This window comes from Okibacterium sp. AC114 (assembly GCF_979253355.1).
This window is the reverse complement of the sequence record NZ_CEEDBR010000001.1, coordinates 779,705-796,157: the sequence shown is the minus strand read 5'-3', so window position 1 is coordinate 796,157 and position 16,453 is coordinate 779,705. Positions and strand designations below refer to the sequence as shown.

General features: G+C 67.5%; 15 protein-coding genes and 1 tRNA gene. 6 read left to right on the top strand and 10 right to left on the bottom strand.

Annotated elements, in window-relative coordinates; translation table 11 throughout:
* Positions 1-54 precede the first annotated feature (54 nt).
* From pstS to pstB, 4 genes are all read left to right on the top strand, one after another.
* Positions 55-1,149 carry a phosphate ABC transporter substrate-binding protein PstS gene (gene pstS / locus ACZ6IE_RS03840; RefSeq protein WP_464606851.1) on the top strand — a complete coding sequence of 365 codons (1,095 nt, stop codon included), beginning with the start codon at positions 55-57 and terminating at the stop codon, positions 1,147-1,149.
* 199 nt (positions 1,150-1,348) lie between these two features.
* The gene (pstC, locus tag ACZ6IE_RS03835) at positions 1,349-2,296 is read left to right on the top strand and encodes a phosphate ABC transporter permease subunit PstC (protein ID WP_464606850.1); all 948 of its coding nucleotides are present in this window, start codon (positions 1,349-1,351) and stop codon (positions 2,294-2,296) included.
* Positions 2,296-3,357 carry a phosphate ABC transporter permease PstA gene (gene pstA, locus ACZ6IE_RS03830; protein WP_464606849.1) on the top strand — a complete coding sequence of 354 codons (1,062 nt, stop codon included), beginning with the start codon at positions 2,296-2,298 and terminating at the stop codon, positions 3,355-3,357. The genes pstC and pstA overlap by 1 nt, the downstream gene beginning before the upstream one ends.
* Before the next feature lie 63 nt (positions 3,358-3,420).
* Positions 3,421-4,200, top strand: coding sequence for a phosphate ABC transporter ATP-binding protein PstB (gene pstB / locus ACZ6IE_RS03825; RefSeq protein WP_077053749.1), 780 nt, complete (start codon positions 3,421-3,423; stop codon positions 4,198-4,200).
* 231 nt (positions 4,201-4,431) lie between these two features.
* Here pstB and ACZ6IE_RS03820 read toward each other — a convergent pair whose 3' ends face one another.
* The 3 genes from ACZ6IE_RS03820 to ACZ6IE_RS03810 form a co-directional block, all read right to left on the bottom strand.
* Complete coding sequence (locus ACZ6IE_RS03820; RefSeq protein WP_464606848.1) at positions 4,432-5,472, bottom strand: anti-sigma factor; 1,041 nt, start codon at positions 5,470-5,472, stop codon at positions 4,432-4,434.
* Complete coding sequence (gene sigK / locus ACZ6IE_RS03815) at positions 5,469-6,071, bottom strand: ECF RNA polymerase sigma factor SigK (RefSeq protein ID WP_464606847.1); 603 nt, start codon at positions 6,069-6,071, stop codon at positions 5,469-5,471. Before sigK ends, ACZ6IE_RS03820 begins: the two co-directional genes overlap by 4 nt.
* 681 nt (positions 6,072-6,752) lie before the next feature.
* Positions 6,753-7,382: a DNA-directed RNA polymerase subunit beta gene (locus ACZ6IE_RS03810; protein WP_464606846.1), complete on the bottom strand. Its 630-nt coding sequence runs from the start codon at positions 7,380-7,382 to the stop codon at positions 6,753-6,755.
* A gap of 55 nt (positions 7,383-7,437) precedes the next feature.
* Here ACZ6IE_RS03810 and ACZ6IE_RS03805 point away from each other — a divergent pair.
* A tRNA-Lys gene (locus ACZ6IE_RS03805) sits at positions 7,438-7,513 on the top strand.
* Positions 7,514-7,602: 89 nt separating this feature from the next.
* On the opposite strand, the gene ACZ6IE_RS03800 is transcribed toward ACZ6IE_RS03805, so the two are convergent.
* The 7 genes from ACZ6IE_RS03800 to ACZ6IE_RS03770 all read right to left on the bottom strand — a co-directional run bounded on the left by ACZ6IE_RS03800 (position 7,603) and on the right by ACZ6IE_RS03770 (position 15,101).
* Entirely contained in the window at positions 7,603-7,752 is a 150-nt protein-coding gene (locus ACZ6IE_RS03800; protein ID WP_464606845.1) for a hypothetical protein, read from the bottom strand.
* A gap of 150 nt (positions 7,753-7,902) precedes the next feature.
* Positions 7,903-8,253, bottom strand: coding sequence for a hypothetical protein (locus tag ACZ6IE_RS03795; RefSeq protein WP_464606844.1), 351 nt, complete (start codon positions 8,251-8,253; stop codon positions 7,903-7,905).
* A 178-nt stretch (positions 8,254-8,431) separates the two neighbouring features.
* Positions 8,432-8,599 (bottom strand): hypothetical protein, encoded by a 168-nt coding sequence (locus ACZ6IE_RS03790; protein ID WP_179100214.1) that lies wholly within the window; start codon positions 8,597-8,599, stop codon positions 8,432-8,434.
* A 53-nt stretch (positions 8,600-8,652) separates the two neighbouring features.
* A complete protein-coding gene (locus tag ACZ6IE_RS03785; RefSeq protein ID WP_464606843.1) occupies positions 8,653-12,084 on the bottom strand; it encodes an error-prone DNA polymerase in 3,432 nt (1,143 codons plus the stop codon).
* A 56-nt stretch (positions 12,085-12,140) separates the two neighbouring features.
* Positions 12,141-13,742 carry a DNA polymerase Y family protein gene (locus ACZ6IE_RS03780; RefSeq protein ID WP_464606842.1) on the bottom strand — a complete coding sequence of 534 codons (1,602 nt, stop codon included), beginning with the start codon at positions 13,740-13,742 and terminating at the stop codon, positions 12,141-12,143.
* Entirely contained in the window at positions 13,739-14,515 is a 777-nt protein-coding gene (locus ACZ6IE_RS03775) for a hypothetical protein (RefSeq protein ID WP_464606841.1), read from the bottom strand. The genes ACZ6IE_RS03780 and ACZ6IE_RS03775 overlap by 4 nt, the downstream gene beginning before the upstream one ends.
* Positions 14,516-14,720: 205 nt before the next feature.
* Entirely contained in the window at positions 14,721-15,101 is a 381-nt protein-coding gene (locus tag ACZ6IE_RS03770; protein ID WP_464606840.1) for a hypothetical protein, read from the bottom strand.
* 173 nt (positions 15,102-15,274) lie between these two features.
* On the opposite strand from ACZ6IE_RS03770, the gene ACZ6IE_RS03765 reads away from it, so the two are divergent.
* Entirely contained in the window at positions 15,275-16,375 is a 1,101-nt protein-coding gene (locus tag ACZ6IE_RS03765; protein ID WP_464606839.1) for a uroporphyrinogen decarboxylase/cobalamine-independent methonine synthase family protein, read from the top strand.
* The last annotated feature ends 78 nt before the right edge of the window (positions 16,376-16,453 follow it).

The window sequence follows — 16,453 nt, the reverse complement described above, 5'->3', positions numbered from 1 at the left end:
CGTGACCATCGAGCCTGCACCGGCTCGTCCTCACACATAACGAATGGAATCTACGTGAAGCTCTCGAAGCTCGGCCGCATCGCGGCCGTCGCCGCGGTCGCCACCATCGCCCTCACCTCGTGCGCCTCGAACGAAGGCGGCACCGCTCCGGACTCCTCCAGCAGCGCCTCCAGCCTCTCCGGCGAACTCGTCGGCATCGGCGCCAGCAGCCAGGGCAGCGCCCAGGAAGCTTGGATCGCCGGATTCCAGACCGCCAACCCCGAAGTCACGGTCAACTACGACCCCCAGGGCTCCGGCGCCGGCCGCGAAAGCTTCATCAGCGGCGCATCCGCCTTCGCTGGTTCCGACTCCGCCCTGAGCGACGACGAACTCGCCGGCACCTTCGCCGGTTGCGCGACGGACAGCAAGGCCATCGACATCCCCGTCTACATCTCCCCCATCGCCGTGATCTTCAACGTCGAGGGCGTCGACGAGCTCAACCTCGACTCCACCACGCTCGCCAAGATCTTCAAGGGCGACATCACCACCTGGAACGACCCGGCCATCGCCGCGCTGAACCCCGACGCGAAGCTGCCCGCCGGCAACATCACGGCCGTCCACCGCTCGGACGACTCGGGAACCACCAAGAACTTCGCCGACTACCTCAACAAGACGGCCCCCGACGTGTGGACCGAGAAGCCGGCCGACCCGTTCCCCTACAACACGGGTGAAGGCGCACAGGGCACCACCGGTGTCGTCGACGCCGTCAAGAACGGCTCGGGCACCATCGGTTACGCCGACGCCTCGCGCGCCGGTGACCTGGGTGTCGCCAAGATCAAGGTCGGCGAAGAGTTCGTCGAGTACACGGCCGAGGCCGCAGCCGCCGTCGTCGCCGAGTCGCCCGCCGTCGAAGGCCGCGCCGACAACGACATCGCGATCGCCCTCGACCGCGAGACCACCGACCCGACCCACTACCCGCTGGTTCTCGTCTCCTACGCCATCGCTTGCGACAGCTACGAAGACGCCGACCAGGCCGCACTCGTGAAGGCCTACCTCGGCTACATCACGAGCGAAGAAGGCCAGAAGGTCGCCGCCGACTCCGCCGGCTCGGCTCCCCTGTCCTCCGACCTGACCGAGAAGGTCACCTCGGCCATCGACAGCATCAAGTAACACCCCCTGTGCTCCCCTCGTCTGCCACACCGGCACACGAGGGGAGCACACAGGCGTTTCCGGCCCCGAACACCGCGGGGCCGCATCCGAACCGCTCGCTTCACCCGCTCCACCCGCTCCACCCGCTTCACCCGATATCTCCGAAACACCGCGCGATCCCCGCACCACCCACCCGACACCAACGTGAGGTCACCTGCAGATGACGACACCGACGCTCGACCGGAAGAAGGACGCACCCGTTGTGCGCACCGGTGACCGCCTCTTCCGCGGCAGCACGCTGACCGCCGGCATCCTCATCCTCGTCACCCTCGCCGCCGTCGCCATCTTCCTCGTCGCCGAGTCGATCCCGGCGTTCACCGAAGATCCGGCCAAGATCAAGGGCTCACCGTCGAGCTTCTGGGCCTACGTCGGCCCGCTCGTCTTCGGCACCATCTGGGTGGCCTTCATCGCGCTGCTGATCGCCGTGCCGCTCTCCATCGGTGTCGCCCTCTTCATCACGCACTACGCGCCGCGCCGCCTCGCCCAGAGCCTCGGCTACGTCGTCGACCTGCTCGCGGCCGTCCCCAGCGTGGTCTACGGCCTGTGGGGCATCTCGGTGCTCGCGCCGGCCGTGCAGCCCATCTACTCCTGGCTCACCGACAACTTAGGCTGGCTGCCCTTCTTCGCGGCGCCCGTCTCGGGCACCGGCCGCACCGTTCTGACCGTCGGCATCGTGCTCGCCGTCATGGTGCTCCCCATCATCACGGCACTCTCCCGCGAGATCTTCCTGCAGACCCCTAAGCTGCACGAGGAGGCCGCCCTGGCCCTCGGCGCCACGCGCTGGGAGATGATCCGCATCGCCGTTCTGCCGTTCGGCCGCCCGGGAATCGTCTCGGCCTCCATGCTCGGCCTCGGACGCGCGCTCGGCGAGACCATGGCCGTCGCCATGATCCTCTCCCCCGGCGCCTTCATCACGTGGGCGCTGACGCAGTCGCAGAACACCAACACGATCGCGGCCAACATCGCGCTCAACTTCCCCGAGTCGCACGGCCTCGACGTCAGCGTCCTGATCGCGACCGGCCTCATCCTCTTCGTCATCACCTTCGGCGTGAACTTCATCGCACGCGCCATCGTCGACCGCCGCAAGGCCTTCTCGGGAGCGAACTAATGGTTGCCACCACCGGAACGTCACTTCCCTCCACCCTGACGGCGGGCAAACTGCCGAAGATGGTGCCGCTGTACGTGCTCCTCGGAGCTCTCGCCGTTGTCGCCCTCGTCTTCATCCTCATGGGCGCCCCGAACGTCGCCGGCATCGTCGTCGTCGGCGTGATCGTCTACGGAATCGCCCTCTACGTGCTCTCCCTCGCCATCGAGGGGTCGCGTAAGGCCAAAGACCGCCTCGTCACCATCCTGGTCGTCTCGGCGTTCCTACTGGCGCTCATCCCGCTGATCTCCGTGGCCGTCACCACCGCCATCAACGGTGCCGCGCGCTTCGACCTGCCGTTCTTCACCGAGTCGATGCGCAACGTCGTCGGCGCCGGCGGTGGCGCGCTGCACGCCATTACGGGCACGCTGCTCATCACACTCGCCACGGCGATCATCTCGATCCCCATCGGCATCCTGACGGCCATCTACCTCGTCGAGTACGGTCGCGGCGCCCTGGCCCGCGGCATCACGTTCCTCGTGGACGTCATGACGGGCATTCCGTCGATCGTCGCCGGCCTGTTCGCCTACGCGCTGCTCTCGCTCTTCCTCGGCCCCGGCATCCGCCTCGGCATCGGTGGCGCCATCGCGCTGTCGGTACTCATGATCCCCGTGGTCGTGCGCTCCACCGAAGAGATGCTGAAGCTCGTGCCCAACGAGTTGCGTGAAGCCTCGCTGGCCCTCGGTGTGCCGAAATACCTGACCATCATCAAAGTCGTGCTGCCGACATCCATGGCCGGAATCATCACCGGCTCGATGATCGCCGTGGCCCGCGTCATCGGCGAGACGGCTCCCCTGCTGCTCATCGCCGGCTACACGCAGAGCATGAACTACGACCTCTTCGACGGCCGCATGATGACGCTGCCGGTGTTCGTGTACAACCAGTACGCCATTCAGGGCGTCGATGCCCAGGCATACACCGACCGCGCCTGGACCGGTGCGCTCGCCCTGATCCTCATCGTCATGGCGCTGAACCTCATCGCGCGCCTCGTGGCCAAGATCTTCTCGCCGAAGATCGCCCGCTGACCGGCCACCCGACCATTCCGCAATCCACAGACTCCTCGAACCGAACCCGAAGAAACGAGCCCCGTGTCTAAGCGCATCGAAGTCAAAGACCTCAACGTCTACTACTCCAACTTCCTCGCCGTCGAAGGCGTGGGCCTGACCATCGAACCGCGCACCGTCACGGCCTTCATCGGCCCGTCCGGATGCGGCAAGTCCACGTTCCTGCGCACGCTCAACCGCATGCACGAAGTCATCCCGGGCGCCCGCGTCGAAGGCGAAGTGCTCATCGACGGCGACAACCTCTACGGCCCGGGCGTCGACCCCGTGCTCGTGCGCCGCCAGGTCGGCATGGTGTTCCAGCGCCCCAACCCGTTCCCCACGATGTCCATCCGCGACAACGTGCTCGCCGGCGTGAAGCTCAACAACCGCAAGATGTCGCGTTCCGACGCCGACGACGTGGTGGAGCGTTCGCTGCAGGGCGCCAACCTGTGGAACGAGGTCAAGGACCGCCTCGAGAAGCCCGGCTCCGGCCTCTCGGGCGGACAGCAGCAGCGTCTCTGCATCGCCCGCGCCATCGCCGTGCAGCCCGACGTGCTGCTGATGGACGAGCCCTGCTCGGCTCTCGACCCGATCTCGACCCTCGCCATCGAGGACCTCATCGAGCAGCTCAAGAACGAGTACACGATCGTCATCGTGACCCACAACATGCAGCAGGCCTCGCGCGTCTCGGACCGCACCGCCTTCTTCAACATCGCCGGAACGGGCAAGCCCGGCAAGCTCATCGAATACGACGACACCAACACCATCTTCACGCAGCCGTCCGTGCAGGCGACCGAAGACTACGTGTCGGGTCGCTTCGGATAAACCCTCGACTCGCGCTGAGCGGATGCCGTCGTCCCCCTGTGGGTCGGCGGCATCCGTCGTTCGTGGCCGTGCCAGCAGCACGGCCACTGATCACGCCGCTCGTGCCACGCGCCGTTCGGCACGAAGGGATGCGCAGCCGCGAACGAGAAATGCCGCCTCCCGGAGGGGAAGCGGCATTCTCAGAGCGTGTGTGCGTATGTGCGTGCGTTCGTCGCTGGAACGCGGTGACGGCTAGGCCGTGGGGATCGCGATCACGGGTTGAGTGGTCGGCTGCTTCGAGCCGCCCGCCGGTTCGACCGTTACGCCGACCGTTGCACCGGCCGTCATCTCGCCGTCGAGCACCGAGTAGGTGTGGCCGGAGTCGGGGATGGTGAAGAGACCCGCCGAGATCGGCGAACCCTCGCCGTCGATGTACCAGAGCTCGTAGACCTTGTCGTCGGGCAACTGCTCGAGTCCATTGACGAGCAACACCGACTGGCCGATGTTCTCGGACCAGACAAGCGTGGCGGTCGACGACTCGCCGCCGTCGTCATTGGCTGTCAACGGCACCGTCGAGCGCTGCACGTCGGGTTGGGCGTTTATGGATGCGAGAGCCAGGGCCTGCTGGACCTGGTTGCCGTTGTTGAGCATGCCCGTGAGGGAGCTGGCGCCGAGGAAGACGGCGACGACGGCGGCCGCTGCCGCGAGGAACGCGACGGGCTTCTGGAACCAGCGCGCCTGCGCCTTCGACTGTGCGGACGAGGCGGGCCGTGCGGCGGTGGGACGCGACGCGGTCGAGCCCGATGCTCCCGACTGCCCGGCGGCCTGAGTGGAGGTCGAGCGACCCTCCGGCGCGGACTGCGGCGAACCGGCAGCGTGCAGCGGACGGACGGGAGCGATCGCGACATCGTCGGGCGCCGAGCCGGTGGCTGCGGCATCCGATGTCTGGGCAGCTTGGGGCGTCACCGCCGAACCGTCGCTCTCGCGCTTCTGCGTCGCCGGGGAGATCTGCTGGGCAGAACCGTCGGCCGGCGCGTCTTCGGGAGCGACGGCGGGAAGCTGCGGCGTGACGGCGATGAGCGCCATCAGGTTGGACTTCAGCGCGGGCGTGGGCTGCACCTCGAGGGAGGCGAGACCCAGGCGGGCCGCGGTGTCTTCGAGCTGTGTGGCCTCGGTGCGCGCTTCTTCACGCTGGGCGAGGTACTGCTCGTAGCGGTGTGCGTCATCGGCGTTCAGGGCGCCGAGGGCGTAGGCCCCTGCCAGGAGGGAAAGGTCGTTGTCGTTGTCGGTCATGAGGCCACCCCCAATTCATCTCGTAGTCGGATCATCCCGTCGCGTAAACGGGTCTTGACGGTGCCGAGCGGCACGCTGAGGATCTCAGCCACTTCGCTCTGGCTGTATCCCCCGTAGTACGCCAGCGTGACCGCTTGGCGTTGGAGTTCGGTGAGACGGGTCAAAGCCGTCTTCACTTTTGCATGTTCGATACTGATCTCCGCCTGTTCGGCGACCTGGTCGTACGCGGTGTCGATGTCGCGGATGCCGATCTTCACGTCCCGGTCGCGTCCGGCCTGTGAGGCCCGAACCCGATCGATGGCGCGGCGGTGAGCAATCGTCATCATCCAGGATGTCGCAGCACCCCGTCCTTCTTCGTACCGCGTCGCCGTCTGCCAGATCTCCAAGAAAACCTCTTGGGCAACCTCTTCGGATTGGGCGTTGTCGATGAGCACGCGCCGGATCAAACCCAGCACACGTGGGGCGAGCATGTCGTACAGCTCGGAGAACGCGGCCTGATCGCCGCGCGCCACCCGAGCAAGCAGCTCTTCCGCGGAAGAACGTGAGACGAGATCGAAACTCTCGTCAGACTCTGAAGGTGGGGCCACAAGGTCTAGCATCTCAGGTCCAACCTCCTTCCGCACATCGACAGGCGGTGGGGAGCAGCTCCGCCAGGTACCGCTCCCCACCTTGGGGGGTGAGGGACAATCACCCCCGATGCTGTCGCGCTGAGAACGAATCCTCAGGCGACTCCCTCCGTAACGTCGACCAGCGACGGTGGAACACCGTTCACGCGGCGCGCACACGGATGGGGGCTCGTGACCGATCGACGGAGTGCGACGCGGGCTGCGTCGGTCACTCGCTTTACCTGCTTCGATCGGGTCATACAAGGGGTTCGGTGCCTGGAGCGGATCGGATTGGTCGGATCTGGGAAATTTCCGAGACCGGCTGGGAATCGTCCGGCGGGGGCGCGCAGTCAGACCGGCGGATCACACGCAGTTCGTTCTGCGGATCGTTTCGCGGTCGCTCCGCGTACAAAAATGCTCAGCGCACAAAAAATGCCGGGCCGCAGAACGCCTCTCGGCGCGAGGCCGCTCAGAGCGGCGAATATTGGAGCCCGGGGTTACTGCGGCCCGGCGAGAAACAACTCTAACAAAATCCGGCGGGGTCGGAGCGGTGTTCGCGGTGAGCGAGAGCCACGCCGTGGACGCTTGACAGTCGGGCGACGGGCGCGGCGCGGCGCCGCGCTTCCCGGCACGGCTCGCCGGTCGGCAGACGCGTCCGGTTCCCAGCGCGGCTCGTCAGTCGAGCGATTCCGAGCGCCAGAGCTTCGCACCGCTGGCGAGATCGGAGGCGAGGTGCGATAGGCGTGACGCACGCGTGGTGAGAATCGTCGCGCGTTCGGGCTCGGTGGGCTCGGAATCATCCGCGACGCTCGTGCACCCCGCCGAAGACACGCGACAGAAGGCGGCCGCGCGCTCGAGTGCGACCGCGAAGTCGCCCGTGTAGACGCCACGCAGGATCTCGTCGGCGAGGATCGTGATCTCGTCGGGGCCCGTCGGCATGGAGGCGCCCGCGACGACGGGATCGATCGAGTCGATGACCTCGGTGCCGCGCTGGAAGTAGAAACTCGAGGAAGTGGGGTCCTGGCGGATCATCAAGCGCAGGAGATAGATGCGCCACAGCACCCCGGGCAGGGTGCGGGGAAGCGCGCGGGACCAGAGCTCGGCTATGGCGTCGATGCCGTGCTGGTCGGTGTAGGCGATGAGTCGTTCGACGGTCTCACCGTCGGGGTCGGCGCGCACGCGGGCGAGAAGCGCGTGGGCTGTTTCGTGGGCGACGCGGCTCGTCACGGCAGGGTCGACACCGCCCTGCATGCCCTCGAACACGAAGCCCGGTACCTTCACGGGCTTGTGGAATTCTTCTGACATGGTCCCCCTCTTGTGTTCGAAGCACTCCCTGGAACACGGTAAGTTAATACGTGTTGGGCCTGTAGCTCAGTTGGTAGAGCATCGGACTTTTAATCCGCGGGTCGTGGGTTCGAGCCCCACCGGGCCCACCACGAAAACAGCCGGTCGAGAATGAATATTCCGAACCGGCTTTTTTCATGCCCCGGTGCGGTGTCGCGTGGGAGGGGCGAGGGGCGGCGCGTCAGTACGACGTGGCCATGTATCTGTCGAAGCATTCGTCGCTGCAGCAGAGCATGCCGCGGCGCGGAACGCGCTTGCGGCAGCGCGCGCATTTCATGCCGGCGTCGTGGCGCAGCCAGAACGCGATTCTCTGAATCGATGAAGTGGGCATGACCACAGTTTATGTCCTACTTTTGGTGGACAAGGGGGGTATCCCCTCCGAATGGGGGTCCACCCCACTTCTGGGGAACGCCAGGGTGCATCCCAGTATGGATGACATCCCGAAACGGGGGCAGGATGAACCACCCGTCGCCCGCCGCTTCTACATCGCCTCGAGGCCGTCCTCATCGTAAAACTGCCGCTCGCCCCACGTTTGGTCGTGGTACGCGACACCCCGCGGGCGTGACAGGGCGTCGGCGCGACGGTTGAGGCTGGAGATGACGGCCGACGTGTCCGGCTCTTCGATGTCAGACGTTTCAGGCATGCTGACCAGTTCGCTGGCCGGCCCGATGACCAGTTGCACGGGCACCATGTCGCCACGATCGCCGACAGCCGGAATCTCGACGGTTTCCGCTTTCTGTTTCAGGCCCAGCGCAGCCACGAAACGAAGAAGCGCGTCCGCGACGCCGTCTGTCGTCAGGAATGAGACACCTGCATACGAGACTCGTTTCATGTCCTCAGTGTCTGTGGCGCTCCGAGGGAGGGACAAGGGGTTGCGATCTGAGGGGGCCAGGAGTACCGGGGGGTCTCAGTAGTGCGATCGGAGAAACGACGAAGGAGGAGACCCGCGGGTCTCCTCCTTGTGAGCGCGGCCGCAGTTGCTGCGGGCCCGCGCGAGCGTGTTGGGGCCTCTAGCGCGCCGAGCGGCTGTTGAGGAAGTGCACCGGGATGGCGATCGCGAGCGAGATGGCGACGATGCCGGCGAAGAAGACGAGCGCCTGGAAGCTGGTGAGCGTGATGGCGAGACCGAACAGGTACATGCCGCCGACGAAGAGGATGATTGCGAGAACGAAAGCCATGCAAGCATTCTAGCCGTGACGGCGGGGTGCCGATACGCTCGGCCAGCGCCGGTTCATTGGAAATCTCGCGACCGCGTGCGTGCGCTCAGGCTGAGGCTTTCGAGCCCGTCGGCGACGAGGTTGACGATGCCGTCGTCGGAGCGCTCGAGGATTCCCCGCACGATCATGGCGGGTGCCTCGCGGGCGACCCGCAGGTGGCGCCGCCACACCCCGACACTGCAGATGACATTCATCAGGCCGGTCTCGTCTTCGAGGTTGACGAAGGTGATGCCGGATGCCGTGGCGGGCCGTTGGCGGTGCGTGACGACCCCGGCCACCCGCACGCGTCTGCCGCTCTCGGCGCTGCGCAGCTCTTCGGCCGACAGGATGCCCTGCTGCCGGAGCTCGGCGCGCAGGTGCCTGACGGGATGATCGTCCGGCGACACCCCCGTCGACCACAGATCGGAGACGACTTCTTCTTCGGCGGTGAGCAGGTCGAAGAGCGGGGGCTGCACGTCGACGAGGGTGCCGGCGAGCTGGTTGGGGCGTTCCTGCGAGGCTTGTTCCGCTTTCCAGAGGGCCTCGCGCCGCTGCAGCCCGAGCGACTGGAACGCACCGGCCGCCGAGAGCGCTTCGAGCTGGGGAGCCGTGAGTCCGACCCGGCGCGCCAGATCATGCATGTCCCGATAGGGTCCACCACGTCGACGTTCTTCCACGATCTGAGTGGCCTTGGCCAAGCCGATCTTGGTCACGCTCGCGAGCCCCTCGCGCACGGCGTAGCGGCCGTCGCGGCGGTGCACGGCGGAGTCGAACGGGATCGAACGGTCGAACGGGGGCACGGGCGGTTGTTCGGCGTCGCAGCAGGCGTCGAGTCCCGTCGCACCCGCGGGCCGGTCGTCGTCGGGGTCGAGCGGCTCGAGCGTGGCGTGCGCCTCTGACCGTTGGATGTCGGGGCGGTGCGTGATCACACCGTGGCGGCGGGCATCGGCCACGAGGCTCTGCGGCGAGTAGAAGCCCATGGGTTGCGCCCGTAACAGGGCGGCGAGGAATGCAGCCGGGTAGTGCAACCGCATCCACGCGCTGGCGTAGACGATGAGGCCGAAGCTGATGGAGTGGCTTTCGGCGAAACCGAAGTTGGCGAAGGCTTGGATCTTGCCGTAGACGACGTCGGCGTCCTCTCCCACGATGCCGTTGCCTGCCATGCCGGCGTAGAGCTTGGTCTTGAGCGACTCGATCTTCTCTTCGCCGCGTTTGGAACCCATGGCCCGCCGCAGCAGATCGGCGTCTTCGCCCGTGCATCCGCCGACCACCATGGCCATCTGCATGAGCTGCTCTTGGAAGAGGGGAACGCCGAGGGTGCGTTCGAGTACGGGCTCGAGGGCGGGGTGCAGATAGGTGATGTCTTCGGCCCCGGTGCGCCGGCGGATGTAAGGGTGCACGGCGCCGCCCTGGATGGGGCCCGGCCGAACCATGGCGATCTGGATCACCAGATCGTAGAAGCGGCGTGGCAGCATGCGCGGGAGCATGCCCATCTGGGCGCGCGATTCGACCTGGAAGACCCCCACCGAGTCGGCGTAGCAGAGCTGGTCGTAGACGGCGGCCTCTTCTTTGGGCAGGGTGGCCAAGGTCCAGCGTTCGCCGCAGAACTCGTCGGCCAGGTCGAAGGCGTATTGCATGGCGGCGAGGATGCCGAGGCCCAGCAGGTCGAATTTGACGAGACCCATCCACGCGCAATCGTCTTTATCCCACTGCAGCACCGTGCGGCCATCCATGCGGCCGTGTTCGATGGGGCTGACCTCGCCGACGGGGCGGTCGGTGAGCACCATGCCGCCGGAGTGGATGCCGAGGTGGCGGGGAAAACGCAGCACCTGCTGGGCCAGGTCGACGACCGCGTCGGGGATGTCGTGGTCTTCGCTCGAGGCGACGGCTCCCCAGCGCTCGACCTGTTTCGACCAGGCATCCTGTTGCCCGGGGCTGTGGCCGAGCGCCTTGGCCATATCGCGCACCGCGAATTTGGGGCGGTAGGTGATGACGTTGGCCACCTGCGCCGCGTTGAAGCGCCCGTATTGCTCATAGACGTGTTGGATGACTTCTTCCCGACGGTCGGAGTCGAAATCGACGTCGATATCGGGCTCTTCGTCGCGCATGCTCGACAGGAAACGCTCGAAGGGCAGGCCGTAGTAGATGGAGTCGACGGCCGTGATGCCGAGCAGATAGCAGACGGCCGAGTTGGCCGCCGAGCCCCGCCCCTGGCAGAGGATGCCGCGGTTGCGGGCGAAGTGCACGAGTTCGTGCACGATGAGGAAGTAGCCCGGGAAGTCTTTTTGCTCGATGACCTCGAGTTCGCGTTCGATGCGCGTGCGCACCTCGGGTGTGAGGGTGCCGTAGAGCTTGTCCGCGCCCTCCCAGGTGAGGGCCCGCAGCCAGCTCATGGGCGTGTGACCGGGTGGCACCTCTTGTTTCGGCAGGCCGGGGCTGACGCTCTTCAGCCGGAAACCGAGTTCGTCGGCGTAGCCAACGGTGCGCGCGACGGCGTCGGGGTAGCGGGCGAAGAGGCGAGACATCTCGCGGCCGGAACGCAGGTGGGCACGACCCGTCGCGGGCAGCCATCCATCGAGCTGGTCGAGGCTGCGCCGCGCGCGCACGGCGGCGAGCGCCTCGGCCAGACGGTGTTGTTCGGGGGCGGCATAGTGCACGTTGCCCGTGACGACCGTGGGCAGGTGGAGCTCGCCAGCAAGGACGGCGAGCGCCGCGTTGGCCGCACTGTCGGTGGGATGGCCGTGGTCGGTGAGCTCGACGACCACGTTGTCGGGGCCGAAGCGGTCGACGAGCCGCCGCAGTTCGAGTCGAGCGGCATCGGCACCGGAGCGCTGCAGGGCCGAGCGCACGGTGCCCTTGCGGCATCCCGTGAGCACGAGCCAGGAGCCTGCTGCCGCGTCGGCGAGATCGTCGAGCCGGTAGCGCGGGCTGCCCTTCTCGGCGCCGTCGGCGAGTTGCGCCGTGGTGATGGCGCGCGAGAGCCGATGGTAGCCCTCTTGCCGGCGGGCCAGCACGAGCAGGTGGTGGCCCTCGGGATCGGGTTCACCGTTTTGCGGGGCCGTGAGTTCGAGCGAGAGTTCGGCGCCGAAGATGGTGCCGAGGCCCGCATGCGCCTCGGCGGCTTCGGCGAGGCGCACGGCGCCGTAGAGGCCGTCGTGATCGGTGAGCGCGATGGCGTGCAGCCCGAGCCGCACGGCCTCTTCGACGAGGGCTTCTGGCCCGGAGGCACCGTCGAGGAAGCTGAAGTTCGAGTGCGCGTGCAACTCGGCATAGGGCACGACGGGTGCGCGCCGCGACGCGTCGAAGGGTGGGATGCCGGCAGCATCGGGCGTGTAGGGCTGACGTTTGCGCGACCATCCGGGGCTGTCTCCGCCATCAGCCCCGTGGGGAACCGTGTCGGGGCGGCTGAGGTCGGTGAGTTTCTTCTCGAACTCGGACCAGGGAATCGGGGGGTTGTGCCATCCCATCCGGGACTCCTTTCTGTGGGGCTGCGAGTGGGGCAGTGAGTGGGTCAGTCAGTGGGTCAGTCGTAGAGCGCCTCGGCCCACCATTCGTGTTCGGCGAGGACGAGCAGCCACGCCCGGCCGAGCGCGTCGACGAGCTGGAACCGGTTGATGCTGCGGGCGCCGTCCTCCCACCACCGCTCCGAGAGCGGCCACGGCCCCGACCAGGACGTGACGGGATGCTCGCCGCTGCCACCCGATCGCTCGCCGATGCCCGCCGCGAAAACCGCCGGCATCCCGGTGAGGATGCCTCGGCCATCGACGTCGACGAGCCGCCCGCCCGCGTCTCTGACGAGCGCGGGGACCGGCGCCTCGAACACCGTCGACGGCAGCGGACCCGGCACGTTGCCCGGCCACGGCAATTGCCGCCGCCTGGCCAGCTCTTTCTCGCCCCCGGGGGGCAGGTCGCCCCACGGCACGAGAACCGACCGCGAGCTGAGCAAGCGGCCGCCCGTGAGCACGGCCGTGACGACCCCCTCGTGCCCGAGCATGCTCTGCACGCGCGAGAAGCCGTGGTGGATGCTCTCGTCGGGGCCGCCTCCCCACAGCCCGTCTTCGTGGTTGAGCGCGCGGTCGACGCTCTCGGGCGACACCGAGACGCTCACGACGGGCGCCGCGAGACCCGCGTCGATGCCGTGCCCGCCCTGCAACTGCCAACGCACGCGGTCGAGCACATCGGATGCCGTGAACCAGCGCGGATGCAGCCACGTGCGACCTGTGCGCCGACCGTCGTCGGTGTGCACCTCCACCCTGATGGCCGTGGCGACGAGTCTGGCCTGTGCAATGGTCGCGACGAACCGCTCGGCCGTCTGCCGGAACCCGAACGCCACCTGGTCGACGCGGTCGAGCGGGGTCTCGAATTCGACGCGGCAGTCGAGTTGCGGCGGGGGCACACGCGCCGTGACGTCTCGCCCGTCGAGCCCCGCCGCCAGCCGGTGGCAGAAAGCCCCGTCTTCGCCGAACCGATCGCGCACGCTGACCGGGTCGAGCGCCGCGAACTGCGCGAGGGTGTGCACCCCGAGCTGATGCAGCAGCGGGTTGAGCTCGGCCCGCCCCAGCAGCTCGACGGGCAAACCGGCCAGAAATTCTGCCGACCGCCCGGCGGGGACGATGCGCACCATCTCGGTGCCCGGCACACGTGCGGCCTGTTCGGCCGCGAAGATGCCGTCGGCGATGCCGATGCGCGCATCGTGGATGCCGAACCGCGCGAGGGTGTCGATGAGCAGCTCACCGGCGCTCTGCTCACCCCCGTAATAACGACTGGGGCCCTGGGCGCGGATGGCGCACATGCCCGGGCGCAAGACCTGGATGCCCGGCACGACCTCTTCGAGCGCGAGGATGATCGGCTCGAAGGCCCGCGCATCGATGGCCGGATCGTAGTTCTCGACGATGAGCTCTGAGCACCGCGATTGCGCCTCGCGCACGCGGAGACCGCGGCGCACGCCGGCCGCGCGCGCCGGCAGCGAGCACGCGAACACCTCCCCGCGCTCGACGAGGGCGATCATGCTGCCCTCGCTCGACAGCGCCCCCGCGCCCATCTCGCGGCACCACGCGGCGATGGGCCAGTCGGGACACCACACGACCAGCGTTCTCGTGGGGGCGGGCGCGCTCGCGGTTGTCATGAGACGAGCGCGCGCAACGGCGCGACCTGGGGATCATGCAGCTCGTGCGACTCGGTTGTCTCGGGTCGTTGCTCGCGCGGCGGCACAACCGCCGGCGTCTGCCAGGCCGCGGGCACACGCTCGGCCCGGCGCAGGCGCCCGTCGGCGTCGGGGAGGAACAGCGAAGCGGAGCGCGGCCGACCGGCCCCGGCGCGGGCATTGACCGTGACCGTGACCCGGCGCGCCTGCAGATGCCCGCTGCCGGCGTCGAGCCCCACCCACTCGCTGCCCGAGACGCGCAGGGTGGCCTCGGACTGCGGCCAGTCGCCGAGGGCGATGAGGGTGGACCCCTTGCCTCGCAGGCGCGCCCCCAGACGCGACACCTCGGCGGGAGCCACCCGGGCAGGCGGAACGGCGACCACGACACCGACGACATCGGCGACGGCGGCCGTGACGGTGAGCCACTGATCGCCCGGGTCGGGCACGAACACGAGCCGCTCGAGATCGACCCCCGCGGCCGCTGCCGCCTCGACACCGAACGAGGGCATGCCGACGACGGCGCACCACACCCCGGCAGCACTCGGTGCCGCCATCATGGCCGTGGCGAGCGCCACCGAATCGGGAACCGAATAGGCGCTGCCCGCCCGCAACGGCCCGCCCAGGAGGCTGGCGATCTCGGGCGCTGTCGGTAGTCCGTGCGAATCTACTCGTGTTCGTTGCATGCCCCGGATGCGCGCCTGAAGCTCGGCCACCTTCTCGGCGGCCGAACCGGATGACGCGACGGCAGGGCTCATGGGTTAAATGTTCGAACATGTGTTCGAAGAAGTCAACGTGAGAGCAAAAAGTTTTACCGTTTACGGCGTGTCGCGCCGGGGCACGACGGTAGCGCCCGAAAGATTCCCGGGTGCAAGCATCCCGAACCGCGCAGGCAAGCTGGTTACTCACCGGCGGGCCGCTATCAGGAGGAGGCGGGCCGGTCACCCGCTGGGCGCAGGCCGATTATTCGGCGAGCCACCAATAGATCGAGCCGCCGTCACGCCCCTGGAACCCGAAAGAGCATTCCGAGACCTCGGTGATGGTCTGCGACTCGATCACGACACGGTTGCCCTTGGGAGGCTGCGCGTCAGCCGGCACGCAGGAGGGGTCGGCGATCAGGTCCCCGTGCCACGTCGCAACGTGCACGCGCGAATTGGCCAGCACACGGATGTCGCGCGCATTGTCTGGCAGCTGTTCGGGAAGTTTGCCAGACTCAATGAAGGCAACGGCCTGCGTCTTCGACGTGAAGTACTCGAACGAACTCTCGCTCGAGCATCCGATCACGGACACACCGATGACGGCACCCACGACGGCCGTCGAAACGACCTTGACAAACTGACGCATACGCTCTTCCTCCCCCGGCATCAGTGTGACAGAACGCACCCGTCGGCCGCGGAAAACGCGGCAATCGAGACCGACCCGTTGCCAAAAACCGCTTTTTGCGACAGTGCTGAAAACGCGTGCCCGGCGAATCGCTCCATGGTCCGTCGTCGGTGGTCGGCGGTAGGCTGGAAAGCGTGAGCGTACCCCACCTGAACGGCGTGCATCTGGTCGGTTCCATCAACCTGCCCGATGCCGAGACGACCTTCCGCACCGTGTCCGAAAGGCTCGGTGCGCACGCCGCGCGCCTGCCAGACGGCGAGGTCGGCGAGCGCTTCCACTGGATCCTTTTTCAGGGCACCAGATTCGAACAAACCTCCGGTCTTCACCGCGTGGGTGCCGACCCGTTCCTGGTGGCCGGGTTCGATCTGCGCCCCGTCGACATCGACGAGGGCGTCGACCCCGACGGCATCGAGTTCGGCCCATTGGGATACGCCGACGCCGCTCTCAACAGCTACGCCGCCTTCAGCGCCTTGCGCGAGAGGGGCGAAATCCTGCCCGGCACGCGTTTCCAGGTGAGCCTGCCGACACCTCTCGCGCCGCTCACCACGTTTGCCGTGCCATCCGCACAGCCCGCGCTCTATCCCGCCTACGAGGCTGCGTTGGCGCGCGAGATCGAGCAGATCACGGCGGCCATCCCGGCCGACGACCTCGCAATCCAATTCGACCTCGCCACCGAATTCGCCTTCATCGAGCAGGTCAGCCTGGGTGGCGGGCCGCTCACGCCCTGGTTCGCCGAGGCGGGGGCCGATGCCGACAGCATCATCGCCGGATGCGTGGTCGCCGCATCACGCGTCGCCAACCTGGTTCCGGCGGGCGTTCAGCTGGGCTTCCACCTCTGCTACGGGGATGTGGCCGAGAAACATTTCGTCGAGCCATCCGACACCGCCAACCTGGTCGCCGTCGCCAACGGGCTCACCACCGGCGTGACCCGTCGCATCGACTGGGTGCACCTGCCCGTGCCTATCGAGCGCGACGACAGCGACTACTTCGTGCCACTGGCCGCGCTCAATCTGCGCGCCGAGACCGACCTCTTCCTGGGGGTCGTGCACCACGAAGACGGCGTGGCCGGCGCCCACCGGCGGCTCGAGGCCGCAGAACCGGCGCTCACCACCGCCGGAATCCGCCATGTGGGCATCGCCACCGAATGCGGTTTCGGGCGCGGGCCCCAGGAGCGCACCGTTCCGCTGCTCGATCTGCACGCCGAGATTCTCTCGACCCTCGGGGCGAAGCATTAGAACCACGAGCACGAGCACCACGAAGCCCTAATGTCACAGCACTAATCCACAAAGCACTAAGCCACAACGGGGCCGGGG